Consider the following 26,149-nt stretch of genomic DNA (forward strand, 5'->3'; position numbering starts at 1 on the left):
CGCGCGGCGGGACAGTGGCCGGTCATCCGCGGGCCGGGAAGCCGTGGGCGCGGGCGCCCGCCACCACGGCGACCACCGGGACGAGCAGCACGAGGACGCTCCACGGCAGGGCGCCGGGGCCGAGCCCGTCGAGGAGGAGGCCGCCCGCGACGCCGCCCGCCGCCATGGCCGCGTTCCAGAGGCTGACCAGCATGGTCTGCGCGGTGTCGGCGTCGTCACCGCCCGCCTCCGCGACGGCCGTCTGCAGGAGCGTGGGAGCCCCGCCCCAGCCGAAGCCCCAGAGCGCGGCGGCCACCAGGACCAGGGCGGTGCTCGCCGCGGGGACGGCGAAGGCGGCCGCGGCGACGGCGAAGAGGATCGTTCCGGCAAGCGTCAGGGCCCGGAGCCTGCGGTCGATGTGACGGCCCGTGAACCAGATCCCGGCGAGCGAGGCGGCGCCGAAGACCAGCAGGACGAGGCCGGTGGATCCGGCGAGGCCGAGGTGGTCGAGATAGGCCGCGACGTAGGTGTAGAGGACGGTGTGGGCCAGGACGAGGGTGAAGGTGACGGCGAGGACGGGGAGCACGCCGGGGACCCTCAGGGTGCGGGCGACCGGGGCGCGCCCGCCGCGCGGTTCGCCCGGCAGGTCGGGCACGGCGAGGGCGATCCAGCCGAGGAGCACGACGGCGATCACGGTCATGGCGGTGAAGGCGGCCCGCCAGCCGACGGCCTCGCCGAGGAAGGTGCCGGCCGGGACGCCGAGGGAGAGCGCGAGCGGGATGCCGGTCATCGCGACGGCGACCGCGCGGCCCTGGAGGTGCGCCGGGGCGAGGCGGCGGGCATAGCCGGCGAGCAGGGCCCAGGCGACGCCCGCGGCGACCCCGGCGAGGAACCGGGCGCCCATGGTGAGGGCGTACGAGGAGGAGACCGCCGTGACCGTGTTGGCGGCGGCGAAGCCGGCCATCGAGGTGAGCAGCAGGCGCTTGCGGCGCCAGCCGGCGGTGCGGGCGGCCAGGGGGACGGCGGTGAGGGCCGTGCCGAGGGCGTAGCCGGTGACCGACTGGCCCATGGCCGCCTCGCCGACGCCGAGGTCGGCGCTCATGCCGGGCAGGACCCCGGCCGGGAGGGTCTCGGTGAGGCTGGTGACGAAGACGGCGGTGGCGAGGGCGAGCAGCGCCGGGAGGGGCAACCGGCCGGAGGCGGGGCGGGGTTCGGGATGCGCGGGGGCGGAGGCGGCGGGACCGGCCGCCACTGTCGTGTCGTGGGTCATGTCCGTATGCTCGGACCCTCACATTGATGTGAAGGTCAAGCGATTCCCTGGAGGGGCTTCCCATGCGGATCGGCGAGCTGTCCGAGCGCACCGGAACACCGCGCAGACTGCTGCGGTACTACGAGGAGCAGGGTCTCATCGTCGCGGACCGGCTGCCGAACGGCTACCGGGTCTACGACGAGTCGAACGTGGACCGGGTGATGCAGATCCGGGGCCTGCTCGACGCCGGTCTGCCGACCCGGATCATCAAGCAGATCCTCCCGTGCCTGGACAAGCCGAGGGTCATCCACTTCCCCGACGCGACGCCGGAGATGCTGGCGACCCTGGAGAACGAACGGGACCGGATGGACGACCGCATCCGCTGCCTGACCAGGAACCGGGACGCGGTGGCGGAGTACCTCTCCGTGGTGCGGGAGAAGCTGACGTCGGACTCGTCGGCGTAACCCGCGCCCTCCCGGCCCAGGCCCGCAGCATCCCGACTCCCGGCACGGCCCGTGAGCGTGACGTCGCCCGGGAAGGGGTTTCCCTCGCGGACGAGGGGACGGCTTCGGCGTGGAGGACGGGCGGCTCCGCCGGGTACGGGTGCGGGGGCTTCGTCACGTCGCGTGCGCCCGGTTCACGGCGGAGAGGACGGGCTGCACGGAGGCGGCGAGGACGCCCACGGCGACGTGGTCCGGGCGGTGGAGGCGGCCGCCCCGGAGAAGGCCGCGCACCTGACGCGGAAGGAGCCGGAGTCCGCCCTCGCCCCGCCCCAGTCGACGCCCTGAGCGCCGGGGCCCGCCTTTCGGATCAGGCCGGGTCGACGAAGACGACCGGGACCTCGTTGTCCTGGACGACCCGGCCGAGCAGTCGGGCCAGCCGCTCGCGCTCGGGGGCCTCCAGCCCGGCGGGCAGCTCCTCGACGCGCCGGCAGGTCTCCGTGTAGAAGTCCTCGGCGACGCGTGCGCCGTCCTCGGTGAGCGTGACCCGCACGGCCCGCCGGTCCTCGGGGTCGGGCTCGCGGCGGACGAGGCCGAGGCGGGAGGTGCGGTCGACGAGCCCGGTCAGGCTGGACTTGGCGAGCCCCAGCTTGGCGCCGAGCTCGCCCATCCCGGACGGGCCCGGCATCAGGACGCAGAGCAGCTGGCCCTGCTGCGGCGTCAGCCCGTACTCCCTGCCCGCCTCCGCGTAGACCGCGTTCACGAGGAACGCGCCGCGCACCAGCGCGGTGACCACGCTCATCTTCCCGCCGTCGTCTCTCGCCATGCGGCAAGAATACCTTCGCGGTACGAACCGATCTCACTCCATCCGGCGGGCGCCCTCCAGGACGGCCTGCCGGATGCGGTGGTAGGTGCCGCACCGGCAGATGTTGCGGATGGTGTCGAGGTCGGCCTCGGTGACCTCGCGGCCCGCCTCGCGCGCCCGGCGGACGGTGGCCACCGCGGCCATGATCTGGCCCGGCTGGCAGAAGCCGCACTGGGCGACGTCGAGGTCGAGCCAGGCCTCCTGCATGGGGTGGAGTTCGGCGCCGACGGTGTCCGGGAGGCCCTCGATGGTGGTGATCTCGTCGGTGGGGGCCACGTCGTCGACGCGCACGGCGCAGGGGGTGAACGCCTTGCCGTTGAGGTGGCTCGTGCAGGCCCGGCAGACGCCGACCCCGCAGCCGTACTTGGGGCCGGTGACGCCGAGGACGTCCCGGAGGACCCAGAGGAGCCGGACGTCGCCCTCGACGTCGGCGGTGACGGCCTTGCCGTTCAGGATGAAGGTGTGCTGCGGCACGGGGGCTCCAGGTCTCAGATGGTGCGGTCGCGGCCGTCGGTGGGCGAGGCCGGGACGGGCGGGACGGTCGGCAGGGGCGTGAAGGCGAGCGGCTCGGCGTGGTTGACGGGGAAGACCGTCGGCATCGTGCCGGTGGCCCGGCCGTAGGCGCAGGCGACGGCGGCCATGGCGCCGGCGACCGCCAGCTCCCCCGCGCCGCCGGGCTTGTCGCCGCTCGGCGGCATCACGACGATCTCCAGCTCGGGCGGGGTGTTCCACTGCCGGGTGTAGAAGTACTGGTCCCAGCTGCCTTCGAGGAAGTGCCCGTCGCGCAGGTGGAGTCCGGACGTCAGGGTGATGGCGATGCCGTCGGCGATGCCTCCCATCATCTGGGCCTCCAGGCCGCGCGGGTTGACCGCGAGGCCGACGTCGACGGCGCAGACGACCTTGGTCACGCGGGGGCCGGTGTACGCGCCCGGGATCTTCCGCCCGGCGGTCTCGGGCCGGCAGTCGATCTCGGCGAGGATCGCGACGGCGGAGTGGTACTCGGTGTGGACGGCGATGCCCTGGCCCGTGCCGGCCGGCATGCTCCGGCCCCACTTCCCCACCTCGGCGACCTTGTCGAGGACCGCGCGGGCCCGCCCGTCCTTCAGCAGCCGGCGCCGCATCGCGTACCCGTCCTGGCCCGTCCGCTTCGCCAGTTCGTCCAGGACGAGTTCCTGGGCGCAGCGGACGTTGGGCGAGTAGATGTTCCGCATGGAGCCGGTGTTGAAGCCCTTGTCGGTCTCGGCGAGGAGCTGGGTGGTGACGCCGAGGTGGTAGGGGCTGATCTGGGTGAGCTGGAACATCGTCTCGGAGAAGGTGGCGTCGGCGACGGGCAGCCGGGCCGCCTCCGCCGTGAGGACCTCACCGACGCCGTGCCCGAAGTCGGTGGCCACGGAGGTGTGGCGCTGCTCGTACGTGAGGACCTCGCCGAGCGAGTACGTGGCCCGGACCCGGGAGGTGGACATCGGGTGCGTACGGCCCTGGCGGAAGTCGTCGGTGCGGTGCCACATCAGCTTCACCGGCTTGCCGAGGGCCTTGGAGATCTCGGCGGCCTCGTGGGCGGCGTCGGAGAACAGCTTGCGGCCGAAGGAGCCGCCGCCCTCGGTGACGTGGACGCGGACGGCGGTGGGCGGCAGGCCGAGCTTGAGGGCGATCTGCTCCTGGGCGACGATCGGCGCCTTGAGCGAGGCCCAGATCTCGGCGGAGTCCTTCCGCACGTCCGCGATCGCGCAGTTGGTCTCCAGCGCGGCGTTGCTGGCGAAGTGGAAGGTGAAGCGGGCGTCGACCGCCTTGGTGAGGAGCGGCAGCGGCGGGACGACCAGCGGGAGTTCGGCCCGGCGGAGCTTCTCCAGGATCGTGGCGTCGGAGGCGCCCTCTGCGGTGCCCGGCCCCCAGTCGACCCGGAGGGCGCGGACGGCGTCGACGCACTGGCCGAAGGTGCGGCCGCGGACGGCGACGCCGGTGGAGACGGTGACGACGTCGGTGATGCCGGGCATGGCGCGGACCTCGGCGAGGTTGGCCACGGAGCGGACCGTGCCGTTGATGGTCGGCGGCCGGCAGACCATGGTGGGCAGCGCGTCCGGGACCTGGAGGTCCATGGCGAACTTCTTGCGTCCGGTGACCGCTTCGAGGGCGTCCACCCGGCGCTGCCCGGTGCCGATGACGCGGAAGCGGTCCGGGTCCTTGAGCGTGACCTCCACCGCCGCGTCGGTGAGGGCGGCGGCCCTGACGGCCAGTTCGCCGTAGCCGAGGAGCGTGCCGGCCGGGGAGAGGACGGCTCCGGCCTTGGTGGTGAGGGTCTCGACGGCTTCGCCGAGGACGAGGGAGGCGGCGTGGAGGAGCCGGCCGCGGGCGAGGGCGGCGGCGACCCGGATGGGGGTGTAGGTGGAGTAGGTGGTGTTGGAGCCGCCGGTGAGCTGGTTGAAGAGCAGCTCGGGGCGGGCGTCGGCCAGGGTGACCTTCACCTTGTCCAGGGGCAGGTCGAGTTCCTCCGCGACGATCATGGCGCTGGAGGTGGTGACGCCCTGGCCGACCTCGGCGCGGGGCAGGGCGAAGTGGGCGGTGCCGTCGGTGTCGACGCGGATGGTGATGAGGTTGCTTGTGGGCAGGGCCGCGAGCGTGAGGAGCTCGTTGAGGTCGAGGAGTTCGGCCGGTCCCGGCAGCGAGGGGATGAGGGCCGGTGTCGCCGCGGCGGCCGGGCGCGGGGCGAGGGCCTCGGCGCCGAGCTGGGCGGCGACGGTCAGGGTGGGGGCCGCCAGGACGTACCCGAGGAACCGGCGCCGTCCGATGCCGGGTTCGTCCCGGCCGGCCGGGCGCGCGTCCCCGGCGCCGCTCGTGTGGTCGTCGTCCCGCGCGGGGTGCCGCCTCGCCATTCGGTGTGCCTTTCGCCGTGAACCCGGCGAGCTACTGCCGGGTATCCTCAGAGGCGACGATCATCGCTCATGTGCGGGACCTCCGGGAGCCGTTCGGAAGTGGACGTCTTGCGGAGACGTCTCGCGAGGGGCGTCGTGCGGGGAGACCGGGCCGCGGTCGGCGTCGCGGCGCCGTCGTAGGGTCCCCTCCGTGACCGAGGCCGCGCACGATCGGCGACCTGGGGTGCGGGACGGGCCGGGTGACCTCCCACCTGCGGGACGCCGGAGCCGACGTCTTCGGCGTGGACCCGTCGCCCGGGATGATCGCGGTCGCCCGGGACACCCACCCGGGGCTGCGCTTCGAGGTGGGGTCCATGACCGGACTCGACCTGCCCGACGCGTCGCTCGGCGGGGTCCTCTCCTGGTACTCGACGGTGCACATGCCCGAGGACGAACTCGCCTCCTCCTTCGCCGAGTTCCACCGGGTCCTCGCGCCGGGCGGGTACGCGCTCGTCGCCTTCGAGGTGGGCGACGAGCGGGTGCGGCTGGAGCGGGCGTACGGGCACGAGGTCGCCCTCGACGTGTACCGCTGGTCACCCGACCGTCTGGCGGCCCTGCTGGGCACGGCGGGCCTGGTCGAGTCGGCCCGTCTTGTGCGGGAGCCGGACGCCGGGGAGAAGACGCCGCAGGCCTTCCTCCTGGCGCGCAGGCCGCACGTCTGAGCCGGATCGCGCGACGGAGCGGGGCCGCGGGCCCGGGCCGCGGCGCACGCCCCGCTCCTTCCGCGCGGCCGGGCCGGATCCCGGAAGGAGCCCCCGGCTCCGCGGGCGGGCCCGGGGCCGGAGCCGGGCTCCCGAGCGGAGCTGGGCGCGGGAGATCCGGGCGCGCTGGCCGCCGCCCGCGATCAGGGCGTTGACGGAGACCATCGGGTCCCCGCCGACCGACTTGGCGAACAGCGCGCCGACGACCAGCGGGCCGAGGGCCACCGCGAGGGCCGTGCCGGTGGCGGTGACGTGCTGGAGGCGGCGGCTGCGCCGGGCGTCGAAGGTCATGGCCCCAGTCCATCAGCGGACGCGGGCCCGCCGTATCGGTCGGCGTACTCAGACGCCCGTACCGCGCTACTCAGACGTGCTCACGCGCGGGTCCCCGGGGGCTCCCGCGCCGGTGCTTCTTCGGCGATCCTCGGGGGAGCGGACGCGCCCGGGCGTTCCGGGGCAGGACGGGGAGGCGGGGCGGCCGTGACGGCGGAGACGGGAAGGGCCGGTGGGTCCGGAGCGGGAGCGGCGGAGCGCGGCGGCCCGGCCGTGCTCGTCGTGCAGCACGAGGAGGACGCCGGCCCCGGCCTGGTCGGCGAGCGTCTCGTACGGGCCGGGATCCGCCTGGACCCGATACGCGCCTGGCGGGGCGAGGCCCTTCCGGAGACCCTGGGCGGCCACGCGGGGCTGATCGTCCTCGGCGGGTCCGTCGGCTGCGAGGACGACGGGGCCGCGCCCTGGCTGCCCGGGGTCCGTGCGCTCGTCCGCGAGGCCGTGGCCGGGGAGGTGCCGCTGCTGGGGATCTGCCTGGGCGGCCAGATCGTCGCCCACGCCCTGGGCGGTTCGGTGTCGCGGCGGCCCCGGGGACCCGAGGTGGGTGCCGTACCGCTGCGCAGGCTGCCGGCCGCCGGGGGCGACCCGGTGCTCGGCGGGGTGCCGGAGGGCGCTCCGGCGGTCCAGTGGCACGGGGACGAGGTGGACCGCCTGCCGGCCGGCGCCGTGCCGCTGCTGACGGGTGACGACTGTCCGTACCAGGCGTTCCGCGTGGGCGACGCGGCCTGGGCGGTGCAGTTCCATCCCGAGGTGGGCGCGGAGACGGTCGCGCTGTGGGCGGCGGCCGACGGGGAGCGGCTGCGCTCGGCGGGCGTCGACCCGGGGACGGCGGTGGCGGCGGTGCGGGAGGCGGAGCTGGAACTCCGGGCGGTCTGGGGTGCGGTGTCGGAGGCGTGGGGCGCGGTCGTCCGCGCCCGCGCGGACGCGCGGGGCGTCTGAGGTTCCCGCCTCCCCCGGCGCGTACCGTACGGGAACACGCACGTGAACGAAGGAGCCCCACCGCCATGGCCGACTACCGGATCGAGACCGTCCGCACCGGGTACCGGAACTGGACCGCCCGCAACGACCGGGGCGCGGAGGTCCGGATGGCCGCCGCCGACGACGCGGACGCCCAGCCCTCCTTCACGCCCGTCGAGTTGCTGCTCGCGGCGATGGGGGGCTGCGGCGGTCTCGTCGTCGACCGGACGGCCCGGGCGGTGGACCACGACGACCTGCGGATCGTGGTGGAGTCGGTGTCGGGGCCGGAGGACGACGGCAGGCTGGGCCGGATCCGGGTGAGCTACGAGTTCGACCTGCCGGACAACAACCCGAAGGCGGCCGAGGTGTTCGCCCGCGGGGTGCGCCTGACGCACGAGAAGTTCTGCACGGTGAGCAGGACCGTCGAGCACGGGGCGCGCGTGGAGGCGATCCTCCCGGACGGCACGGTCGGCTTCGAGGGCTGAGCAGCGGGCGGCGCGGTCACTCCTCGATCGCGCCGCCGATCCGGCGCAGGTGGCGGCGGAAGGTGTACGAGGGGTCCTCGGCTCGGCCGGCGAGGTACTCGTCGAAGCGGGTCTGGGCGCGCAGGGTCTCCCCCGCCCGGATCCGGCGGGCCTGTTCGCGCTCGGTGCGGAAGAGGGCCCGGGCGGTCTCCAGGACGGCGTCCAGGCGGTCGGCCGCCACGAAGAGCACGCCGTCGTCGTCGCCGAGGACCACGTCGGCGGCGGTGACCTCGTGGTCGCCGAACCGCGCGGTGGTCAGCGCGTCCGGCTCCTGGTCGTCGAGCCGGACGGGGCCGGGCGCGTGGCGTCCGTACGAGAAGACGGGCAGTCCGATCTCGATCAGGTCCGGGGTGTCCCGGTGCAGGCCCCAGACGACCACCCCGGCGACGCCCGCCGCCTCCGCCTCCAGGACGGCGAGGTCGCCGATGCAGGCCTCGTCGCGGCGGCCCGCGTTGTCGATGACGAGGACGTCCCCGGGCGCGGCGTGCGTGAGGGCCTCCAGGAAGACGTCGACGCTTCCGTAGTGACGGGCGGGCAGCACCCGGCCGGCGACGCGCTGCCCGGCGACGACGGGCAGGATCCCGGCGGGCGCGGCCCGCAGCGGCTCCCCGAGGCGTACGCAGGCGTCGGCGATCAGCGGGGTGGAGAGGTCGGCGAGGTCCTCGTTCATCTGGCGTTCCGATCCGTCCGTGGCGGGTGCGATGGGCCGGGCGCGTCCTACGCGGCCGGGGGTGTGCGGCGGGCTCCGTTCAGCACGGAGTCCAGCAGACCGGGGAACAGCGCGTCCAGGTCGTCGCGGCGGAGCCGCACCAGCCGGGACCGGCCCTTGACGGTGGTCCAGGTGACGCCCGCCTCGCGCAGCACACGGTAGTGGGACGAGTCGCTCCTGACCCTGGTCCCGCCGGCCTGGGGCGTCGGGACACCGGCCGGGAACCTCGCGGCGGGCCGCCTGGTCGACCGCCTCGACGCCGCACCCGTCCTCACCCGCGCCCTCGCCCCCGCGGCGCTCGCCCTGGCCCTGCCCCCTGGCGACCCGCGCCCGCGCCCTGATCCGGGCCGTCGCCTGGGGCGTGGCGGTCGGTGTCGTGGTCCCCCAGCAGCACCGGCTCATCGCGCCCGGCCCCACCGCCGCGCCGGTCCTGCTCGGCCTCGACTCCTCCGCGCTCCACATCGGCGTCGCCCTCGGCGGCGGCCTCGGAGGGCCGGCACAGCGGTGGTTCGGGCTCGCCCCGGCCGCGCTGGGGCCGGTGGCCGCCGGCCTCCTCGTCCTCGCCCTCCTCTGGCGCCTGGGGACGGCGCGCACCCCCGCCGCGCCCACCACCACGGCGGCGCCCGCCCCGGCCGGTCCGGAGAGGTCCGGGGCGTGACCCGGCCCGCCTCCCCCGTGCGCGCCGGGGCCTCTCGGCCCCCGGCGCGCGCCGCTCCGCACCTCCGCGGCCTCGACGGTCGACGCGGGCCCGGAAGGGCCGCCCCCGGTCAGTCGAGCCAGAGTTCGCGGACCCGCCGGAGGGGGTCCACGGCGATCCCGGGCTCCGCGTCCCAGATCTTCGTGGCGCGCTCCGCGGCGGTGTAGCGCGGCCAGTCGGCGCCCGGGTCCTGGTCGGTGACGAACGCGACCCACGCCCGGTGCAGGGCGTCGGCGAGCGCGCGCGGCGGCTCGCCCCCGGCGGCGGCCGCGACGCCTTCGGCGTCGAGGAGGTCGAAGGCGAAGGGCAGGTCCAGGCAGTGGAAGGCGAGGCCGACGGCCGGCGAGCGCCAGCGGAACTCGTAGAACCAGGTGGGGCGTTCACGGGCGGCACGGGCGTCCGCGACGGCGAGGTTCGGGGCGCGGAAGAGCGTGTCCGTCAGCGCCCGGCCGAAGTACCGCTCCTCGCCGCCCGCCGCGTACGCCTCGGCGAAGGCGCCGGCCCGGGCGGGCTCCAGGCCGAGGCCGCCGAGGAGGACGGGCAGCGGCGGGGCGCCGGGGCCGGGCGGCGGAATCATCGTGAACTCGTCCTCGGTGAAGCCGAGCATCAGCGGCACGTCCGCGCCGGCCCCGCCCGTCGTCAGGGCGTCCAGGACGGGTACGGGGAGCAGCTCGCCGTCGGCGAAGGGGGCGAGGGCCAGCATCGGCGGCAGGCCCTCGCGGTCCGGTCCCGGTGCGGACATCCGGTCCTGGAGGTCGAGGAGTTCGTCGTCGGTCAGGTCCCGCAGGGCGGCGACGGTCGCCGGGACGCCGGTGCGGGACGTGAACAGCCGGGCCGCGGCGCGGGCGACCTCGGGGCCGTCGGGCCGCATGACCGCGCCCGAGACGGAGAGCGCGCCCCGGAACAGGCCCTGCGCCGACGGGACCGCGAGCAGCGTCTGCACGGCGCCGCCGCCCGCCGACTGACCGGCGATCGTGACCTTCGCGGGGTCGCCGCCGAAGGCCGTGATGTTGTCCCGCACCCACTCCAGGGCCGCGATCCAGTCCCGTACGCCCCGGTTGTCCGGCGCGCCCTCCAGGCGCAGGAACCCCTCGATCCCGAGGCGGTAGCCGACCGAGACGAGCACGACGCCGTCCCGGTTGAACGCGGCCCCGTCGTACCAGGGGCTCGCCGCCGAACCCGCCACGTACCCGCCGCCGTGGATCCAGACCAGCACCGGCAGGCCGGCCTCCGGGTCCGCGGCCGGCGTGAAGACGTTCAGGTTCAGCACCCCGGCGCCCGGGATCGACGGCTCCGGGATCGTCGTGACCTCCGCGAACGGCCGGCGCTGGGCCGTCGGCCCGTACGCCGTCGCGTCCAGCGGCTCCGGCCAGGGCTCGGGCGGCACGGGGGCCGCGAAGCGGAGATCGCCGACGGGCGGCTGCGCGTACGGGACGCCGAGGAAGCGCAGGCTGCCGTCCGCACGGCGCTCGCCGCGCACGGGTCCTCGGGCGGTGGTGACGGTGGTGCTCATGGGGCGCTGCTCCTTCTGCGCGGGCACATGGGGCCGGAGAAGGAGCGTGTCACCGTGCACTTACACGTGTCAATTCCCTGCTTCCCCGCAGCGGACACCCGGGCGCCGCGTCGGGCGCGACGCGCGGGCGGCGCCCTAGACTCGGAGGCTCGGCAGCGGCCCTCGGGCCCGGGGGAAAGGCGACGGGGCGATGAAGTGGGACGCCGGAGCCGTGGGGTGGGCGCTCTTGTTCCTGTCCGGGGCCGGCGTCATGGCCGCGGGCGTGGTCCGGAAGGGGCGGGCCGTGCGGCCGTTCGCCGCCTCCCGGGCGCGGTCCGTCGCCCGGCGGGAGTACGACCGGGACCTCCGGCGAGCGGCCGACCACGTGATCGCGGAGGCCCGCCGGTCCGCCGGTGAGGGCGAGCCGGCGATCGTCGCCGTCGGGGCGGTGGTGCGGACGGCCGAGGAGCGGTACGGCCGCACGGAGGTGGAGCGGTGGCACGCGGCGGCGGTGCTCCGCCAGAGGTTCGAGCACTGGCGCTGCGCCGCCGACTGCGTCACCGACGCCTACGAATAGGACTCCGCGGGCGCTTCGGGGGCCGCCTCGGGTGCGGTTCGGGGCGAGGCCGGGGAGGGCGACGGTCAGGACCCGGTCGGTGACGACCACGTCGGTGTCGGTGAAGCGCGCCGATCCGGGACGGTCCCGGACGAGGCAGCGCAGCTGCGGGTGCCGGGCGTCGGGGTCGGGGCGGAGGACCACCGGCGGTTGGAGGTCTCCGAGGCGCCCCGCAGGTGGACCTGCGGGGGCAGGTGGACCTGCGGGGGCAGGTGGACCTGCGGGGGCAGGTGGACCTGCGGGGCAGGGCGACGGCCGCGGGCGGAGGGGCCGACGGGCCGAGGGCGCTGCCGCCGGGCGCGAGGAGGGCGCCGCACCTCGCCGTCCGGCCGCTCCCGGTGGGCACCGTCCCGCCCGGCCGCGCCCCGGAAGGCCTTCCGGGGCGCGGCCGGGCGGGGAGGCCGTCAGGAGGGCGGAGGCATGGCGTAGTCGGTGAAGCCCGCCCAGTCGAGGACCACGCAGGGCTCGTCGCCGAGGACCCAGGCGTCGTGTCCGGGCATGACCTCCATGTAGTCGCCCGCACCGAACTCCGTCGTCTCGCCGTCGTCCATGACGACCTTCATCCGGCCGCTGACCACGTATCCGACGTGCGAGGCCTGACAGCTGTCGGTGCCGGCGATGGGCTTGATGTGCTTGGTCCACTGCCAGCCCGGCTCGAAGACGGCCCGGCCCACCGAACCACCGTCACCGTTGAGCAGGTCGAGCCTGCCCTTGCCGTCCTCGAAGGGACGCGTCTCGTCCGCTGAGTCGAAGCTCTTCCGTACGATACCGGCCATCGCGCACTCCCGGCGGTGGGAAAGATCCGGTCCCCGAGTCCGTTTCCAGGCTACGCCGGGGCGGCTCGGTCCACCGGGCGGGAGCGACTCCCCCGCCGACACGGGGAACGGTTCGGCCGTGCGTTGAATTTTTGTTGAACAGAAATGCCCTTGGTGGGTTCCTTCATGTCGATCATCCCTTTTCTGTGCACATCCCTTATCGGGCAGATCTACACATAAAGTCCAGATAAGCGCACAATGAAGCAGCGGCGCGATTGCCGCAGCGCGGCCGGACATGCACCACGCCAAAAGGAGGCGAGTCACATGGCCGACGTCTCTCACCGTCACGGTGACATCGCGGGACACCCCGACGCGTCGGAAATGCGGGACCGTTACGCCCGCATGCTCCAGACCAGAGGTGTCGCGGCCGTCGAGGAGCTCGTGATCCTCGCCGGCGTGTACGCCGCGATCTCCGCGTGGACGGTCCACTTCTCCGCCGCCCGACCGGAACTCGCCATCAGCAACCTGATCGTCGGCATCTCCCTCGCGGTGCTCGGCCTGTGCATGTCGATGGCCCCCGAGCGCTCGCAGGACCTGAACTTCGTCGTTCTGCTCATGGGCGTGTGGCTGATCGTCTCCCCGTGGGTGGTCTCGCGGAACCCCGACACGGGCGCGGTCCTCAGCAACGTGATCACCGGCGCGTGCGTCTGCCTGTTCGCCCTCGTGGCCGGCGGCCTGCTCATGTCCAAGAGAAGGACGTGACGCCCTGATCCCCCACCCCTGACCCTCGTCGATCCTCTCCCGGAACGGCGGCATCTCCTCTCCCGGAGATGCCGCCGTTCACCGCGTTCCGTACGTGAACGGCAACTGCCAAGTAACGAATTGACCCACATGGTTTCAGCCACATAAGTTCTGCGTAAAGCTTGCTCCACAGGGACAGGCTCCCGCTCGCACACCCAGTCCTTGGGGGGACAAAGTGAACTGGTACCTCGACGTTTTCAAGAAGTACGCGGTGTTCAGCGGCCGGGCGCGCCGCAAGGAATTCTGGATGTTCTACCTCTTCAACGTGATCGCGATCTTCGTCCTCGCGCTCATCGACTCGGCGCTCGGCATCTACCCGGCGCTGACGGGCATCTACGTCCTGGCCATGCTCCTGCCGTACCTGGGCGTGACCGTCCGCCGCCTGCACGACACCGGCCGCTCCGGCTGGTCGATCCTCTTCGGCCTGATTCCGCTGGTCGGCGGCATCATCCTGATCGTCTTCCTCGCCGGCGAGGGCGAGCAGCACCAGAACGCGCACGGCCCGAACCCGAAGCTGGCCCCGGCCTACTGACGGTCCCTTCGCCGAGACCCCCGGGAAGCTCCGCTTCCCGGGGGTCTCGCGCTTTCCGGAAGCACGTGCATAGAGCCGGTACGGAGTGATGGACCGCGCCGCCTTGTGCACGGTGGCGCAGGCCCCGGCCCCGCCGCCCCGCCTAGCCTCGCCGCAACAGCACGAACGAGGGGCGGTACCACCGGTGAACTGGCACATCCACGACTACCGCGAGAGTGATCTCGCCGCCGTCGTCCATCTGATCGACACCACCGCCGAGCTCGGGCAGGAGTCCGTCTTCTCGCTCGCCGAGTGCATCGGCGCCCTCACCTCCCGTCAGCCGGCCGTGGTCGCCGTGCACCAGGGCGCCCCCATCGGGGCGGCGCTCGCCTGCGTCTCCGGCGAGCGGGCCTGGGTCATGCGGATCGCGATCTCCTCGGCCTGGCGCGGCCGCGGCCTCGCCAGCGCCCTCCTCGTGGAGCTGGAGCGACGGCTCGTCGCGGCGCGCGTCGGACGCATCGCGTACGTCCTGCCGGAGGAGGAGCTCCTCGGCGAGGGCCTGCTGAACGCCGGGTACACGCGCCAGCCCGCCGTCGCGTACTTCGAGAAGGTGGAGCCGCTGCACGGTCCCGCCGCCGGACTCCTCGACGACCTGGGCGGCCGGCTGCTCCCGGGCGACCTGTGGGCGAAGGTCGCCGGCATGGAGCGGGAGAAGGACCTGATCGAGCGCCGGGTGGTGCTCCCGCTCGCCGAGCCGGAGCGGGCCACCCGGCACGGGGTGCGGCCGCCGCGCGCGGTCTGTCTGTTCGGCCCGCCCGGCACCGGCAAGACCACGTTCGCGCGGGGCGTCGCCTCCCGGCTCGGCTGGCCCTTCGTGGAGATCCTGCCGTCCCGCCTCGCCGACGAGGGGAACCTCGCCGCCGCCCTGCGGTCCGCGTTCGCGCGGATCGCCGAGCTGGAGCGGGTCCTGGTCTTCATCGACGAGGTCGAGGAGATCGCCCCGGTCCGCTCGGAGCCGGCCCAGCCCGGCGGCATGCACGGCGTGACCAACGAACTCCTGAAGCTGATACCGGGCTTCCGGGAGCGCGACGAGCGGCTGCTGGTCTGCGCGACCAACTCGATCCGCTCCCTCGACCCGGCGTTCCTGCGACCCGGCCGCTTCGACTACCTCATCCCGATCGGCACGCCGGACAAGGCGGCGCGGGCGGCGATCTGGTCCCGCTACACCGACGGGCGGCCGGACGTCGACATCGACGAACTGGTGCTCGCGAGCGAGCTGTTCACCCCCGCCGACATCGAGCACGCGGCGCGGATCGCCGCCCAGGCCTCCTTCGAGCGGGACCTGGTCGCGGTCGGCGGGGACGACCCGGCGCCCGGCGCGAGCACCGCGGACTACCTGGAGGCCATCGCCGAGTGCCGGCCGACGGTCACGCCGGAGATGGTCGAGCAGTTCGCCTCGGACATCACGACGCACGCCCGCACCTGACGGTGAACCGCTCCCCGGCCGCGTCCAGTTCGGCCCGGTCGGGCGGCCGGGCGCCGGCCCGGGAGACGGTGACGGCCGCCGCGGTGGTCGCCCTCCGCAGCAGCCTCGTGAGGTGCTCGGCGCCCAGCCCCGCGAGGACCTCCCGCTCCGCCCCGGCGAGGGTGTCGAGGACGGCCGACATGAACGAGTCGCCCGCGCCGACCGTGTCGACGACGGCGACCGCGGGCGCCTCGGCGAAGACCGACTCCCGCCGGGTGAGGGCGAGCGACCCGGCGGCGCCCCGGGTGACCAGGACGACGGCGGGCCCGAGGCCGAGCCAGCGGGCGGCGACCTCGCGCGGGTCCTCGCCGGGGTACAGCCAGTCCAGGTCCTCGTCGCTCGCCTTCACCAGGTCGCTCAGCGCGACGCAGCGCTCGACGCGCGCGAGGGCCCCGGCGTGGTCCCCCATCAACGCGGGCCGCACGTTGGGGTCGTAGCTGACCGTGGCGGCGCCCCGGAACCGTTCGGCCTCGGCGAGGACCGCGTCCGCGCCGGGAGCGGTGACGGCGGCGATCGACCCGATGTGGACATGGGCGGGCCGCTCCACGAGGAGCCCGCCCGTCTCCAGGGTCCAGGTGATGTCGAAGCCGTACGTGGCCTGCCCGCGCGCGTCGAGCGCGACGACCGCCGACGGGGTGCGGGCGGGGACGCCGCCGACCTCGATCCGTACGCCCGCGCCCTTCAGATGGTCCGCGATCAGCCGCCCGGCGGGATCGTCGGCGAGCTGCGTGAGGAGGGTGACGTCCCGGCCGAGGCGGCCGAGGCCGTGGGCGACGTTGGCGGGGCTGCCGCCCGGGTGGATCCGTTCGGTGCCGTCGGCGCCGCGCACGATGTCGGCGACGCACTCGCCGATCACCAGGAAGGACATGGTCGGAGCTCCTTGGCGTAGGCGTCCTGGTGGACGATCCGCAGATCGTACGCGGCGTCGACGCCGCCTCGCCCGGCGCGGAGGAGATCCTCGACGGCCCCCTCGCCCACGGCTGGACCGCCGGCCGGCGCGAGGCGCGCGACGAGCGGAGCCGCCTGCGGAAGGTCACCCCGCGCGGCCCCGCAGCCTCTGGTCCCGGGTCGATGTGCGCCAGGTCGCGGCGCCGGCCGCCGCGGGACGGATGCGGGAGCCGGGCCCCGCCGCGGTGCGGGCGGCGCGGCTCGAACGCGCGGTGGCCGCACTCGCGGCGGGACGGCGGCCGGCGGAGGACGGGAAGGTCATCGGCGCCGTCGGTACAGCACCTGGTGGGCGTCCCACTCCACGAAGGACTCGGCGTGCTCCAGGCCGACGGCCTCCAGGAGCCGGCGGGACCGGCGGTTCGCCTCCTGGGTGACCGCGACGACGCTCGGCGCGCTCTCCAGCGCCCGCTCCACGGCCGCGCCGACCGCCTCGCGCGCGTATCCCCGGCCCCAGTGCTCGGGCAGGAACTGGTACGAGACCTCCGTCTCGCCGTCCCGGCCGCCGTCCTCCACGGTGACGAGCCCGAGCAGGACACCGTCCCCGGCCCGGACCACCGCATGGAAGCCGGGCGCCCCGACGATCCTCCGCTGCCGGATCCGGATGACCGAGTCGATCACGGGGCCGCCGAGGTGGCGCCGTACCTCCGGGTCGGTCCACAGCCTGGTCACGGCCGGCACGTCGGCGCTCCGGACGGGCCGCAGCGTCAGGCGCTCGGTGACGAGCGGGCGGGCGGCAGGCGCCGGGGTCGAGGCGGCGTGCGGGGAGACGGTCACACCTCCGATCATCCCAGGCCGGGGCGGAACCGGGGGCGGTCCGGCCGCCCGGGGACGCACCCGCACCGGCCGGTTCCGTGCCGGCGCACTCAACTCCCTTGCCGTCCGGGGCTCTTGCGCCCCGGCAACGCGCCCTCTAGCCTCACCCCCACCAAACAATAGGAAGCTTTCCTATCAGTCTGGCGCTCCACCGTTCCAGAGTCCCCGCGATTCCCACCCCTGGAGTGACATGCCCCCCACGATCAACGCGCCGCGCGGCCGCCGCCTGGCGGCCCTCGTCGTCGCCTCGGCCACCGGCGTCCTGCTCCCCGTGCTGTCCGGCCTCACGCCGGCCACCGCGGCGGCCGTCAACCTGGCCGCGAACCGCCCCGTCACCACCTCCTCCACCGAGTCGAGCTCGTTCGGCGGCGCCAAGGCCGTCGACGGCTCCGCCTCCACCCGGTGGGCCAGCGCCGAAGGCGTCGACAACCAGTGGATCCGCATAGACCTCGGCTCGTCGACGACCCTCGACCGGGTCGTGCTGAAGTGGGAGGCGGCCTACGCCAAGGCGTACCGCGTCGAGCTGTCGGACGACGGCTCGACCTGGCGCCAGATCCACGCCACCACCTCCGGCGACGGCGGCACCGACGACCTGAACGTCAACGGAAGCGGCCGCTACCTCCGCGTGTTCGGCACGCAGCGCGGCACGCCGTACGGCTACTCGCTCTACGAGGTCGAGGCGTACGGCTCGGGCTCGACGACCCCGCCCCCGTCCTCCGGCACCGGCCTCGACGACCCGCGGAAGAAGGAGGTCGCCATGAAGCTGGTGTCGTCCTTCGAGAACTCCTCCCTCGACTGGCGGGCCCAGTTCGCGTACATCGAGGACATCGACGACGGGCGCGGCTACACCGCCGGCATCATCGGCTTCTGCTCGGGCACGGGCGACATGCTGGAACTGGTCGAGCGCTACACGGCGAAGAAGCCGGGCAACCCGCTCGCCCGCTACCTCGGCGCCCTGCGCGCGGTGGACGGCACCGACTCCCACGAGGGCCTGGACCCGGGCTTCACGAACGCCTGGCGCCAGGCGGCGCAGGACACCGTGTTCCAGCAGACCCAGGAGGAGGAGCGCGACCGCGTCTACTTCGGTCCCGCGGTCTCCCAGGCCAAACAGGACGGCCTGCGCGCGCTGGGGCAGTTCGCCTACTACGACGCCGCCGTCATGCACGGCGAGGACGGCTTCCGCGGCATCCGCTCGGTCGCCCTCTCCCGCGCCCTGCCGCCGTCCAGGGGCGGGGACGAGAAGGCCTATCTGAAGGCCTTCCTCGACGCCCGTGAGGAGGAGATGCGCAAGGAGGAGGCGCACAGCGACACCACCCGGGTCAGCACGGCCCAGCGCCGCTTCCTGAACGAGGGCAACCTCGACCTGAACGTCCCGCTCCACTGGAGCGTCTACGGCGAGGCCTTCTCGATCACCGGCTGACCCACGGGGGTACGGGGCCGCCCACCGGCCCCGTACCCCCACGCGACCGGGGCCCCGGCGCTCGCGGGCGAGGTCCTGCTCGACGAGGACGCGGAGGCCGAGAACGCGGAGGCCGAGAACGCGGTGCGCGGTCTCCTCAGCGCCCCCCGGCCTCACGGGTCGTCAGAGCGGCCCTGATCGGCTCCCAGTCCGGGGCCGTCGGCGCGAAGGACTCCTTCGCCGTCGCGATGTCCTTGTAGCCGCTGGAGGTGACCACGCACACCACCGGGCCGTCGGCCCCGCGCGCACCGCGGGCGCGGAGGGCGGCGAGCCCGGCGGCGGAGGACGTCTCGCACCAGATGCCCTGTGCCGCCAACTCCGCCCGCGCGTCCGCCATCTGGCCGTCGGTCACCGTCCGGGCCGCTCCCCCGGTGGTCCGTACGGCGAGGACGCCCCGGTAGCTGTTGACCTCGCAGTCGATGGCGTACGCGGCGGTCGGCCCGACGGGGACGCGGGCGACGGGCCGGCCTGTGCGCAGGGCCTCGGTGAGGGCGCCGGCCGCGGCGGGCTCGGCCGCGTACACCCGGGGGACGGAGTCGGTGACGCCGAGCCGCGCGAGCTCCTGGAAGCCCTTGGCCACGCCGAAGAGCAACTCGCCGTAGCCCGTGGGGAGGTACACCTCCGCCGGCGCGCGCCCGAGGTCGAGCGCGAGCTCGTACGCGAGGGTCTTGTAGCCCTCGGGCCCGAAGGGGTGCCCGGTGTGCGCGGTGTCCGTGACGCTGCTGACGCTCTGGAAGCCGAGCTCGTCGACGATGCGGCGCATCAGGGGGCGCACGGACCCGCTCGGGACGGTCAGCACGGTCGCCCCGTAGGCGCGGAGGTGGGAGGCGACGGCGGGCGGGGCGGACGGGGAGGTGAAGACGGCGCACGGGAGCCCGGCCCGGGCGGCGTAGGCGGCGGCCGCCGCGCCGTGGTTTCCGGACGAGGAGACGACGACGCCCCGTGCCCCCGAGGCGACGGCGGCGCTGACGGCGACCCGGTTGAGCCGGTCCTTGTGGCTCCAGGTGGGATTGCGGGACTCGTCCTTGATCCAGACGCCGTCGGGGAGCTCGACCAGGGGCGTGTTGCCCTCGCCCAGGCCGGGCGCGGCGAGGGGCGGCAGCAGCGGCGCCCACCGTTCGAGTCCGTGGGCGGCCGGGCGGGTGAACAGGTCGTCGGGGACCCGGTCGTAGGCGTAGTCGATGTCGAGGGGGTACGCGACGTCCTCGGTCGAGGTGACGGGGCAGCCCCGGGTGAGCGGCGGCCACAGGGGGTGGCGGACGGACGGGTCGGCGAGCGAGCGCTGGGCGGTGGCGAGCGAGGTCACGGGTCGGGCCTTTCGGGGACGGGGATCTCGGACGGTCGTACGGGCGTGCGCGAGGGGCCGGCGGCGCCGTACGGCGGCCCGTACGTCTCCTTCGCGTCGTGCGGGCGTGCGCGAGGGGCCGGCCGCCGCTCGTTCCCCGTGCGGTCCCGTCAGCCCATGCGGCGGGTGAGGGCGGCCAGCGCACCGGGCCGACGGCCCGGGACCCGCCGGCGGAGGCCCAGCAGGGTGGGGCCGAGGGCGCGGGCCCGGTCGGGGTCGCCGATCTGCTCCCACTGGTGGTGGGCCCGGTCGACGGCCCCTTCGACGTCGGGGTCGTCCGTCCGCTGGCCCAGTCCGAGCCGGGACTCGGCGGCGGCGAGCCAGAGTTCGCAGCTGCGGGCCGGTTCCCCGGCGAGGCGGGCGAGGTCGGCCCGCACCTCCGTCCAGTGCACGGCCTCCATCGACCGGGGTCCGTGGCGGCGCAGGGCCTCGTGCTCCCAGGCGGCCGCCACCGCCGCCGCCTCCCCGTGCCGTCCGGCCCTGGCGGCGGCGAGGATCGCGGGGTGCGGGTCCTCCGCGGCCACCGGCCCGCCCGCACCGGCGGGCACGGGCGCGGGAGGCGTCACGGGCAGGGGGGCGGGGCGGGTCACGGGGACGGGCGCGGGCGCGGGGCGGGGTGCCACCGGGGGTGCCGGGTGCGCGGCGGGAACGGGTCCCGGGCGCATGGCGGGAACGGACCCCGGCTGCGCGGCGGGCACGGGTGCCGGTGGAGGGGCGAGTCCGGGCGTGAGGAAGACCGGTTCCGGCGCGGGTGTCACCGTCACCGCCCGGGCGGCGGCCTCCGCGTGTGCCGCGGCCGGCGTCAACCGGGCTCCCGAACGCCAGAGTTCGGCGCGGGCGCGCAGGTACTCGGGGGTCGTGGGCTCGCCCCTGCGCGGGGCGGGCACCACGCGCCCGTAGAGGAGGGGGCCGGGACCCAGGTGCAGCAGTCCGGGCGCGGCGGTGAGGCGCTGCCAGACGTCCGGGTCGGCCGCGAGGTCCGCGACGACGGTCGTGGTGCCGGGGGGACGTACGCCGAGTTCGCCGGCGAGCCAGTGCCAGGGCAGCGCGGTGTAGCGGAGGGTCGCCGGCGTGGTGCGGGCGAGGGCGAGGTGGGGCAGCTGCTGGCGGCGGTCGAGGTGGAGCTGGCCGGCGAGGCAGACGACCAGGGGGCCGGGGCTCGCGGCCGCCGCGCGGAGGCGGGTGAGGACGGTCTGCGGGTCGAGCGGATCGGCGAGTTCGACGACCGTGGCGGCCGTGGTGCCGGTGAGGACCCCGGGCGGTACGGCGGCGAGCACCGGCAGCACCGAGGCGGCGTCCATCGCGCGGCCCCGGCCGGCGGGCGCGGCCGCGAGCAGGACGGCGGTGCCGACCGCGCCCATGGCCTCCGCGCCCGCTTCCGCACGCGCGCCGGGACCGCCCGCCACCGCCCCCGGACCGCCCGCCACCGCGCCGGCGCCCGGACCGCTCGTCACGGCGTGGGCGCCGGCGCCCGACGCACGAGCGCCGGGGGCAAGGCCGTTCGACATCCCCGCCCCCGCCTCCGTACGCGCGTCCGAACCGCCCGCCACCGCCCCGCCCGTGACCGTCGTCCCCGCGCCCACCGTGCCGTTTCCGTCGTCGTTCACCACCCCAGCACCGTAACGGGTCGCGCCCTGTCCGATAATCGCCGGGCCTTCGGCATATGCCAGAAGCACCACCGGATCGAGTGTTGCCAAATCCCTTACAGGCCGTCCCGGGCTGTGCGACAGTCGTCCACGGGCCTCCTTCCACACCTGGCCGCGCCGCGCCTGTATCGGAGTACGACATGCCGTCCCATCTGTTCGCGGACCGCCCCGCCCAGCCGCCGGAGCCGGGCGCGGTGGACGCGCTGATCTCACAGACCCGCCGCCTGCGCGGCGAGGTGGATGCCGTCCGCCGGGACGCCGTGGCGGACGAGGACGATCCCCAGCAGCGGTGGCAGCGGGCCCTGTGCGACCTGGCGGTGCACCAACTCGACGATCTGGGCGCCCACTTGGGCCAGCTCCGGGCCGGGGTCCCGGCGAGCGCGGTCCCGGAGGACGGGATCGGGGGCGACGACGCCGTCGCCGACACCGCGCTCGCGACCGCCCCCGGCACGGCGTACGGCGTGGCCGCCCCGCCCCGGACCGGCTCGCTGCTCTCCCGGGTCGGCAGCGCCGAGTGGAACCTGCTCACCGACGAGGTCAGCTGGTCCGAGGAGCTGTTCCAGATCTTCGGGCGGCCCCCCGAGAGCGGCCCGATGTCGCTCGACGAGATGCCCACGATGGTCTTCGCCGAGGACCAGCCCGTCCTGCAGAGCATGGTGACGGACTGCCTGATCGACGGGAAGCCGATCGACGGCGAGTTCCGGATCGTACGGACCGACGGCCGGGTGCGCACGGTGCACATGACCGGCGAACCCGTGCTCGACGCCGACGGCTGCACCGCCTCCATGTGGGCCGTCCTGCGCGACGTCAGCGAACTGCGGCGCAGCGAGCGGGCCGTCCGCGAGAGCCGGGACAGCCTGGAACGCAGCCGCCACATCGAGCTCACCGAGCGGCGGGTCGCCGTCGAGCTGCAGGAGGCGGTCCTCCCGCCCTGGCGCGGCTCGCTCCGCTTCGCCCACGACGGGCCCGCCCCGCTCGACGTGGCCGCGCACTACCTGCCGGCCGCCAGCACCGGTCTGATCGGCGGCGACTGGTACGACGCGCTCGCCCTGCCCGACGGGGACGCGCTGCTGACCGTCGGCGACCTGACGGGCCACGGGGTCGCCGCGACCTCCTCCATGGCCATGCTCCTCGGCGCGCTGCGCGGCATGGCCGTCGCCGGCATCCGGCCCGCCGCGCTGATGGGCCACCTCAACCAGCTCCTGGAGACCTCCGTACAGCCCGCGCTCGGCAGCGCGATGTGCTGCCGCTACGACCCGGTGGCCCAGACCCTGACCTGGGCGCAGGCGGGCCACCCCGCCCCGCTGCTCTTCCGCGACGGGACGGGGCACGCGCTCCGGCGGCCCGAGGGCGTGCTGCTCGGGGCGACGACCGGCGCCGTGTACGGCGAGGCCGAGACCCGGCTGCTCCCGGGCGACCTGCTGGTCCTGCACACCGACGGGCTGACCCGGGGCGGTGATCCGGACGACGACACGGGCACGCGACGACTGCTCGCCCTCGGCCCCCGGCTCGCGGAGGCACGGGACGCGCAGGACGGCGTGCGCGCGGTGGTGGAGGAGTTCGGCGAGGAGCCGCGCGAGGACGACGCCTGCGTGATGGTGGTCCGGGTCACCCACCGGGGCTGAGACCACCCGCGCCGGAGCCGGGGGGCCACCCGCCGACCGGCGCTTCCGGTCTCCTGTCCCACCCGCTGACAGGCCCTTCCGTGCCGCCCGCCCCATCCGCTGACGGCGCGCTCCTTCCCGAGCCCTCCGTCCCGGCCCGTGACGAGCTCTCCCGGGCCTCTCCGCCCCTCGGGACGGGGAGGCTCAGGCCTGCCCGACCCTGGGGCGGTTGACGGGCGACCTGGGGAGGGCCAGTTCGATCTCCTCGCGCAGGGTCTCGATGCTGGAGTAGCCGGCGTACTGGCCGGTGAGCCGGTACATCTCCCGCAGCCGGTCCCAGGTCCGGTGGGACGAGGTGTCCCCCATGGACATGAGGGCGAGCCGGGCGTACCGGTCGGCCTGCTCCGGGTCGTCGGCGATGAAGCAGGCCGAGGCGAGCGAGATGTGGTCGAAGAGCTTCGAGCGCTCGTGCCCGCCGTGCCGCAGTTCGAGGGCCAGCTTGGCGTGGCGCTGCGCGGGGATCGCCGCGGCCGGATCGTGCTCGGCGAGGGTGCGGTAGGCGAGGGCCTGCATGCCGTGCATGTCGGCCTCGTCGAAGTTCTGCATCCAGTCCGGCTTCTCCTCGCCCGTGTCGGAGACGAAGAGGTCCTCGGCCTCGCCGAGGGTCCGCCGCATGGCCTGGCCCCGCCCCATGGAGGCCTGCGCCCACGCCTCGATGGTGTGGAACATGGCCTGGGTGCGGGGCAGCACCCGCTCGCCCGAGCCCACCTTGGCGAGCTTCATCAGGTCGAGGGCGTCGTCGGGCCGGCCCAGGTGCACCATCTGGCGGGCGGCCCGGGACAGCGCCTCGCCGGCCCGGGGCCGGTCGCCGCCCTCGCGGGCCGCGTGGGCGGCGATGACGAAGTACTTCTGCGCCGTCGGTTCGAGGCCGACGTCGTGGGACATCCAGCCGGCGAGGACGGCGAGGTTGGCGGCGACGCCCCACAGGCGCCGCTGGAGGTGGTCGGCGTGGCGGTAGGCGAGCATGCCGCCCACCTCGTTGAGCTGGCCCACGACCGCCTTGCGCTGGAGACCGCCGCCCCGGGAGGCGTCCCAGGCGCGGAACACCACCACGGAGTGCTCCAGGGCCTCGATCTCCTCCGACCCGATGGGGGCGGCCTCGTAACGGTCGAACCCGGCGGGGTCGGCGTGGAGGGGATCGGTGGCCCGCTGGGCGACGCCCTTGCGTGCGGGGTCGGTCTGCAGCCAGTCGTGCATGGCGTTGCTGAGTACGGAGCCGGCGGCAAGCGCGGCACCCGCGCCCACCAGGCCGCGTCGGTTGAGCATGAGGTCCATTCCCGTGAATTCGGTGAGGACCGCCGCCGCACGATCGGGGGGCCAGGGCAGCCCGTCAGGGTTCTCCGTCTTCCTGACGTCCTGCCTCTTTCCGGCACGCCCGTGTCGTACGAACCCGAGGTCCTCGATGGTCACGACACGGCCGAGTCGCTCGGTGAACAGTGCTGCCAGCACCCGGGGGACGGGATCTCGCGGGGTCTCGCCCCGGTCGATCCACCGCCGCACCCGCGAGGTGTCGGTCGCCAGCTGGGGGTGGCCCATGGCCGCCGCCTGCCGGTTGACGAGCCTCGCGAGTTCGCCCTTGGACCAGCCGGCCAGGCCGAACAGGTCTGCCAGGCGGGTGTTGGTTTGTCCGGTCACGTCTAAGCCCCCAGGTTCTCGGCTGAGTTGACAGTAGCCCCCTGTCATAGGCCTGGCGACAATTCGCCAGGCTTCGCCAGGGTGCGCGAGATGTTCCGCCACCCGCACGCGGGTGTCAGGTAGGAACGCGCCACCCCGCTCCGCCGACCGGCCCTCATTCCCCAGGGTGCGGGCCGGGGGCGGGCGGGGCGACGCACGCAATTCGTCGGCGCACGAAGGGATCTGTCACCTCCATGTACACAGCATCGTCCTCCGTGTCCGCCCCGCCCCGGCCGCAGCACCGCATCGTCCCGGCAGGCGCCGGCCCGTACCTCGCCCCCGCCCCCCAGGCCGTCCGGCCGAGGCGCTGGGCGGGCGGCACCGGTACCCAGCCGGTCAGCGGGAGAATCGATCTGTCCGGCCCCCAGGGGGCGCAGCTGAAGATGGCGATCGCGTCGGTCCACCGGATCTGCCCGGAGTTCAACCCGGTGCAGGTGCTGCGGCGCAGCGGCCGTTCCGTACTGATCGTCGGGACGACCGGGCGGACGACGGCGGTCGCGAAGTGTTTACTGGACCACTCCCCCGCCTGGGTCGAGCGGTTCCGGCACGAGATAGCTTCCTACCGCTCCTTCGTCCGTCACCGTCCCCCGGTGCGGGCGCCGCGGCTGATCGCCGCGGATCCGGAGAACTGCACGCTGGTGATCGAGCGGATGCCCGGGCGCGCGGCGGCGCTCTCGCGCCACCCCGTCGAGGCTCCGCCCCGGGCCGACGTACGGGCGGCGCTCGGTGCGATCGCCCGGCTCAACGCCTGGCGGCCGCCGGCCGGGACCTTCGACGCCCCGCTGGACTACGGGGCCCGGATCGCGCGCTACCACGAGCTCGGTCTCTTCACCGACCGGGACCGGGACGACCTGCAGAAGCTGCTGCACGGTCTGGCGCACGCGGGCGGCCGTCAGGGGATGGGCCAGTTCTGTCACGGTGACGCCCTGCTCTCCAACATCCTGCTCTCCCCCGCCGGGCCCGTGCTCGTCGACTGGGAGCACGCGGGCTGGTACCTGCCCGGGTACGACCTGGCGACCCTGTGGGCGGTGCTCGGTGACGCGCCGCTGGCCCGGCGCCAGATCAGCCAGCTCGCCCAGCAGGCGGGCCCGGCCTCCCGGGACGCCTTCCTGGTGAACCTGATGATCGTGCTGACGCGGGAGATCCGCACCTACGAGACGGCGGTGCAGCGCACCATGAAGGAGGCTCCGCCGGCCGGCTCGGTGCCGGTGCCCTCGGGGGCGCTGGCGCCCGGCGAGGAACAGCGGCTGCTGCTGAGGCGGCTGCACGACGACTGCGCGCTGGCACGGCGGGCCGTGCGCGCGGCGGTCGGGACGCGCTGAAGGGGCGGGTCCGGCCGACCACACGGGGGCGGTGCGCCGTGCGCCCGGTGCCGACACACCGGGACGCGGCGCATCGGCTTGTCCGCGCCCCTCCACGAGGGCCCTCCATTGGTCACGAGGACCCTACATTGGTCCACTCCAGTGACGCGTCCCAGGCCCGGGACCCGTCTCGGCGAAACTCCGCCGCATGGCCTCCATTCCCGCTCTGACGTGGGAACTTC

The 26,149-nt window shown here is 74.9% G+C and carries 25 protein-coding genes and 1 pseudogene; 13 read left to right on the forward strand and 13 right to left on the reverse strand.

Features of this window, described 5'->3' with window-relative positions; translation table 11 throughout:
- Positions 1-22 precede the first annotated feature (22 nt).
- Positions 23-1,249, reverse strand: a complete 1,227-nt coding sequence (locus tag ACFYUZ_RS28360) for an MFS transporter (protein ID WP_389313882.1) — start codon at positions 1,247-1,249, stop codon at positions 23-25.
- A 62-nt stretch (positions 1,250-1,311) separates the two neighbouring features.
- Here ACFYUZ_RS28360 and ACFYUZ_RS28365 point away from each other — a divergent pair, with 62 nt between their 5' ends.
- Positions 1,312-1,692: a MerR family transcriptional regulator gene (locus tag ACFYUZ_RS28365; RefSeq protein ID WP_389313884.1), complete on the forward strand. Its 381-nt coding sequence runs from the start codon at positions 1,312-1,314 to the stop codon at positions 1,690-1,692.
- A 162-nt stretch (positions 1,693-1,854) separates the two neighbouring features.
- Positions 1,855-2,016: a hypothetical protein gene (locus tag ACFYUZ_RS28370; RefSeq protein ID WP_389313886.1), complete on the forward strand. Its 162-nt coding sequence runs from the start codon at positions 1,855-1,857 to the stop codon at positions 2,014-2,016.
- 22 nt (positions 2,017-2,038) lie between these two features.
- On the opposite strand, the gene ACFYUZ_RS28375 is transcribed toward ACFYUZ_RS28370, so the two are convergent.
- From ACFYUZ_RS28375 to ACFYUZ_RS28385, 3 genes are read right to left on the reverse strand one after another with little or no spacing between them, the layout of a single operon-like run.
- Positions 2,039-2,470: a MarR family winged helix-turn-helix transcriptional regulator gene (locus tag ACFYUZ_RS28375; RefSeq protein ID WP_389314117.1), complete on the reverse strand. Its 432-nt coding sequence runs from the start codon at positions 2,468-2,470 to the stop codon at positions 2,039-2,041.
- 57 nt (positions 2,471-2,527) lie between these two features.
- Positions 2,528-3,007 carry a (2Fe-2S)-binding protein gene (locus tag ACFYUZ_RS28380; RefSeq protein ID WP_093877632.1) on the reverse strand — a complete coding sequence of 160 codons (480 nt, stop codon included), beginning with the start codon at positions 3,005-3,007 and terminating at the stop codon, positions 2,528-2,530.
- A gap of 14 nt (positions 3,008-3,021) precedes the next feature.
- The gene (locus ACFYUZ_RS28385) at positions 3,022-5,403 is read right to left on the reverse strand and encodes a molybdopterin cofactor-binding domain-containing protein (RefSeq protein WP_389313888.1); all 2,382 of its coding nucleotides are present in this window, start codon (positions 5,401-5,403) and stop codon (positions 3,022-3,024) included.
- A gap of 218 nt (positions 5,404-5,621) precedes the next feature.
- Here ACFYUZ_RS28385 and ACFYUZ_RS28390 point away from each other — a divergent pair, with 218 nt between their 5' ends.
- The 3 genes from ACFYUZ_RS28390 (at position 5,622) to ACFYUZ_RS28400 (ending at position 7,912) form a co-directional block, all read left to right on the forward strand.
- Positions 5,622-6,104 (forward strand): class I SAM-dependent methyltransferase, encoded by a 483-nt coding sequence (locus tag ACFYUZ_RS28390; protein ID WP_389314120.1) that lies wholly within the window; start codon positions 5,622-5,624, stop codon positions 6,102-6,104.
- Between the two features lie 516 nt (positions 6,105-6,620).
- Positions 6,621-7,409 carry a type 1 glutamine amidotransferase gene (locus ACFYUZ_RS28395; RefSeq protein ID WP_389313890.1) on the forward strand — a complete coding sequence of 263 codons (789 nt, stop codon included), beginning with the start codon at positions 6,621-6,623 and terminating at the stop codon, positions 7,407-7,409.
- Positions 7,410-7,474: 65 nt separating this feature from the next.
- Complete coding sequence (locus ACFYUZ_RS28400; RefSeq protein ID WP_086827777.1) at positions 7,475-7,912, forward strand: OsmC family protein; 438 nt, start codon at positions 7,475-7,477, stop codon at positions 7,910-7,912.
- A gap of 16 nt (positions 7,913-7,928) precedes the next feature.
- Here ACFYUZ_RS28400 and ACFYUZ_RS28405 read toward each other — a convergent pair whose 3' ends face one another.
- Entirely contained in the window at positions 7,929-8,621 is a 693-nt protein-coding gene (locus tag ACFYUZ_RS28405) for an RraA family protein (RefSeq protein ID WP_389313892.1), read from the reverse strand.
- A gap of 47 nt (positions 8,622-8,668) precedes the next feature.
- Positions 8,669-8,830, reverse strand: a pseudogene (locus tag ACFYUZ_RS28410) (transcriptional regulator); the annotation flags it as partial.
- Between the two features lie 206 nt (positions 8,831-9,036).
- Between ACFYUZ_RS28410 and ACFYUZ_RS28415 the strand changes: the two are divergent.
- Positions 9,037-9,318 carry a hypothetical protein gene (locus ACFYUZ_RS28415; RefSeq protein ID WP_389313894.1) on the forward strand — a complete coding sequence of 94 codons (282 nt, stop codon included), beginning with the start codon at positions 9,037-9,039 and terminating at the stop codon, positions 9,316-9,318.
- A 109-nt stretch (positions 9,319-9,427) separates the two neighbouring features.
- On the opposite strand, the gene ACFYUZ_RS28420 is transcribed toward ACFYUZ_RS28415, so the two are convergent.
- On the reverse strand, positions 9,428-10,870 hold the full coding sequence (locus ACFYUZ_RS28420; RefSeq protein ID WP_389313896.1) for a carboxylesterase/lipase family protein: 1,443 nt from the start codon (positions 10,868-10,870) through the stop codon (positions 9,428-9,430).
- 190 nt (positions 10,871-11,060) lie between these two features.
- Between ACFYUZ_RS28420 and ACFYUZ_RS28425 the strand changes: the two genes are divergently transcribed.
- Entirely contained in the window at positions 11,061-11,426 is a 366-nt protein-coding gene (locus tag ACFYUZ_RS28425) for a hypothetical protein (protein ID WP_389313898.1), read from the forward strand.
- 443 nt (positions 11,427-11,869) lie between these two features.
- Here ACFYUZ_RS28425 and ACFYUZ_RS28430 read toward each other — a convergent pair whose 3' ends face one another.
- A complete protein-coding gene (locus ACFYUZ_RS28430; protein ID WP_389313899.1) occupies positions 11,870-12,241 on the reverse strand; it encodes a cupin domain-containing protein in 372 nt (123 codons plus the stop codon).
- Between the two features lie 303 nt (positions 12,242-12,544).
- Between ACFYUZ_RS28430 and ACFYUZ_RS28435 the strand changes: the two genes are divergently transcribed.
- The 3 genes from ACFYUZ_RS28435 to ACFYUZ_RS28445 all read left to right on the forward strand — a co-directional run bounded on the left by ACFYUZ_RS28435 (position 12,545) and on the right by ACFYUZ_RS28445 (position 15,018).
- Complete coding sequence (locus ACFYUZ_RS28435; protein ID WP_389313901.1) at positions 12,545-12,982, forward strand: SPW repeat protein; 438 nt, start codon at positions 12,545-12,547, stop codon at positions 12,980-12,982.
- 214 nt (positions 12,983-13,196) lie between these two features.
- The gene (locus ACFYUZ_RS28440; RefSeq protein ID WP_389313903.1) at positions 13,197-13,553 is read left to right on the forward strand and encodes a DUF805 domain-containing protein; all 357 of its coding nucleotides are present in this window, start codon (positions 13,197-13,199) and stop codon (positions 13,551-13,553) included.
- A gap of 184 nt (positions 13,554-13,737) precedes the next feature.
- Positions 13,738-15,018 carry an ATP-binding protein gene (locus ACFYUZ_RS28445; RefSeq protein WP_389313905.1) on the forward strand — a complete coding sequence of 427 codons (1,281 nt, stop codon included), beginning with the start codon at positions 13,738-13,740 and terminating at the stop codon, positions 15,016-15,018.
- Here the strand turns inward: ACFYUZ_RS28445 and ACFYUZ_RS28450 are convergent.
- Entirely contained in the window at positions 14,996-15,925 is a 930-nt protein-coding gene (locus ACFYUZ_RS28450) for a carbohydrate kinase (protein WP_389313907.1), read from the reverse strand. The genes ACFYUZ_RS28445 and ACFYUZ_RS28450 overlap by 23 nt on opposite strands.
- Positions 15,926-16,263: 338 nt before the next feature.
- Positions 16,264-16,779, reverse strand: coding sequence for a GNAT family N-acetyltransferase (locus tag ACFYUZ_RS28455; protein WP_389313909.1), 516 nt, complete (start codon positions 16,777-16,779; stop codon positions 16,264-16,266).
- Between the two features lie 229 nt (positions 16,780-17,008).
- On the opposite strand from ACFYUZ_RS28455, the gene ACFYUZ_RS28460 reads away from it, so the two are divergent.
- Complete coding sequence (locus ACFYUZ_RS28460; protein ID WP_389313912.1) at positions 17,009-18,238, forward strand: chitosanase; 1,230 nt, start codon at positions 17,009-17,011, stop codon at positions 18,236-18,238.
- Positions 18,239-18,374: 136 nt separating this feature from the next.
- On the opposite strand, the gene ACFYUZ_RS28465 is transcribed toward ACFYUZ_RS28460, so the two are convergent.
- On the reverse strand, positions 18,375-19,583 hold the full coding sequence (locus tag ACFYUZ_RS28465; protein WP_389313914.1) for a pyridoxal-phosphate dependent enzyme: 1,209 nt from the start codon (positions 19,581-19,583) through the stop codon (positions 18,375-18,377).
- Positions 19,584-19,732: 149 nt separating this feature from the next.
- The gene (locus ACFYUZ_RS28470) at positions 19,733-20,983 is read right to left on the reverse strand and encodes a hypothetical protein (RefSeq protein WP_389314122.1); all 1,251 of its coding nucleotides are present in this window, start codon (positions 20,981-20,983) and stop codon (positions 19,733-19,735) included.
- Positions 20,984-21,408: 425 nt separating this feature from the next.
- On the opposite strand from ACFYUZ_RS28470, the gene ACFYUZ_RS28475 reads away from it, so the two are divergent.
- Positions 21,409-22,893, forward strand: a complete 1,485-nt coding sequence (locus tag ACFYUZ_RS28475) for a PP2C family protein-serine/threonine phosphatase (protein WP_389313916.1) — start codon at positions 21,409-21,411, stop codon at positions 22,891-22,893.
- Positions 22,894-23,076: 183 nt separating this feature from the next.
- Here the strand turns inward: ACFYUZ_RS28475 and ACFYUZ_RS28480 are convergent, their stop codons facing one another.
- A complete protein-coding gene (locus tag ACFYUZ_RS28480; protein WP_389313918.1) occupies positions 23,077-24,567 on the reverse strand; it encodes a hypothetical protein in 1,491 nt (496 codons plus the stop codon).
- A 233-nt stretch (positions 24,568-24,800) separates the two neighbouring features.
- Here ACFYUZ_RS28480 and ACFYUZ_RS28485 point away from each other — a divergent pair, with 233 nt between their 5' ends.
- Positions 24,801-25,928: an aminoglycoside phosphotransferase family protein gene (locus ACFYUZ_RS28485; protein WP_389313920.1), complete on the forward strand. Its 1,128-nt coding sequence runs from the start codon at positions 24,801-24,803 to the stop codon at positions 25,926-25,928.
- The last annotated feature ends 221 nt before the right edge of the window (positions 25,929-26,149 follow it).

Origin of the sequence: Streptomyces sp. NPDC004266, from assembly GCF_042874095.1 — a bacterium.
Taxonomy (GTDB): domain Bacteria; phylum Actinomycetota; class Actinomycetes; order Streptomycetales; family Streptomycetaceae; genus Streptomyces.

Excerpts from the sequence above, each read along its gene's own strand:
- ACFYUZ_RS28420 (WP_389313896.1), bottom strand. The coding sequence starts at position 10,870 with ATGAGCACCACCGTCACCACCGCCCGAGGACCCGTGCGCGGCGAGCGC.
- ACFYUZ_RS28470 (WP_389314122.1), bottom strand. The coding sequence starts at position 20,983 with ATGGGCGCGGTCGGCACCGCCGTCCTGCTCGCGGCCGCGCCCGCCGGC.
- ACFYUZ_RS28375 (WP_389314117.1), bottom strand. The coding sequence starts at position 2,470 with ATGAGCGTGGTCACCGCGCTGGTGCGCGGCGCGTTCCTCGTGAACGCG.
- ACFYUZ_RS28460 (WP_389313912.1), top strand. The coding sequence starts at position 17,009 with ATGCCCCCCACGATCAACGCGCCGCGCGGCCGCCGCCTGGCGGCCCTC.
- ACFYUZ_RS28405 (WP_389313892.1), bottom strand. The coding sequence starts at position 8,621 with ATGAACGAGGACCTCGCCGACCTCTCCACCCCGCTGATCGCCGACGCC.
- ACFYUZ_RS28425 (WP_389313898.1), top strand. The coding sequence starts at position 11,061 with ATGAAGTGGGACGCCGGAGCCGTGGGGTGGGCGCTCTTGTTCCTGTCC.
- ACFYUZ_RS28360 (WP_389313882.1), bottom strand. The coding sequence starts at position 1,249 with ATGACCCACGACACGACAGTGGCGGCCGGTCCCGCCGCCTCCGCCCCC.
- ACFYUZ_RS28475 (WP_389313916.1), top strand. The coding sequence starts at position 21,409 with ATGCCGTCCCATCTGTTCGCGGACCGCCCCGCCCAGCCGCCGGAGCCG.
- ACFYUZ_RS28430 (WP_389313899.1), bottom strand. The coding sequence starts at position 12,241 with ATGGCCGGTATCGTACGGAAGAGCTTCGACTCAGCGGACGAGACGCGT.
- ACFYUZ_RS28365 (WP_389313884.1), top strand. The coding sequence starts at position 1,312 with ATGCGGATCGGCGAGCTGTCCGAGCGCACCGGAACACCGCGCAGACTG.
- ACFYUZ_RS28400 (WP_086827777.1), top strand. The coding sequence starts at position 7,475 with ATGGCCGACTACCGGATCGAGACCGTCCGCACCGGGTACCGGAACTGG.
- ACFYUZ_RS28385 (WP_389313888.1), bottom strand. The coding sequence starts at position 5,403 with ATGGCGAGGCGGCACCCCGCGCGGGACGACGACCACACGAGCGGCGCC.
- ACFYUZ_RS28435 (WP_389313901.1), top strand. The coding sequence starts at position 12,545 with ATGGCCGACGTCTCTCACCGTCACGGTGACATCGCGGGACACCCCGAC.
- ACFYUZ_RS28450 (WP_389313907.1), bottom strand. The coding sequence starts at position 15,925 with ATGTCCTTCCTGGTGATCGGCGAGTGCGTCGCCGACATCGTGCGCGGC.
- ACFYUZ_RS28485 (WP_389313920.1), top strand. The coding sequence starts at position 24,801 with ATGTACACAGCATCGTCCTCCGTGTCCGCCCCGCCCCGGCCGCAGCAC.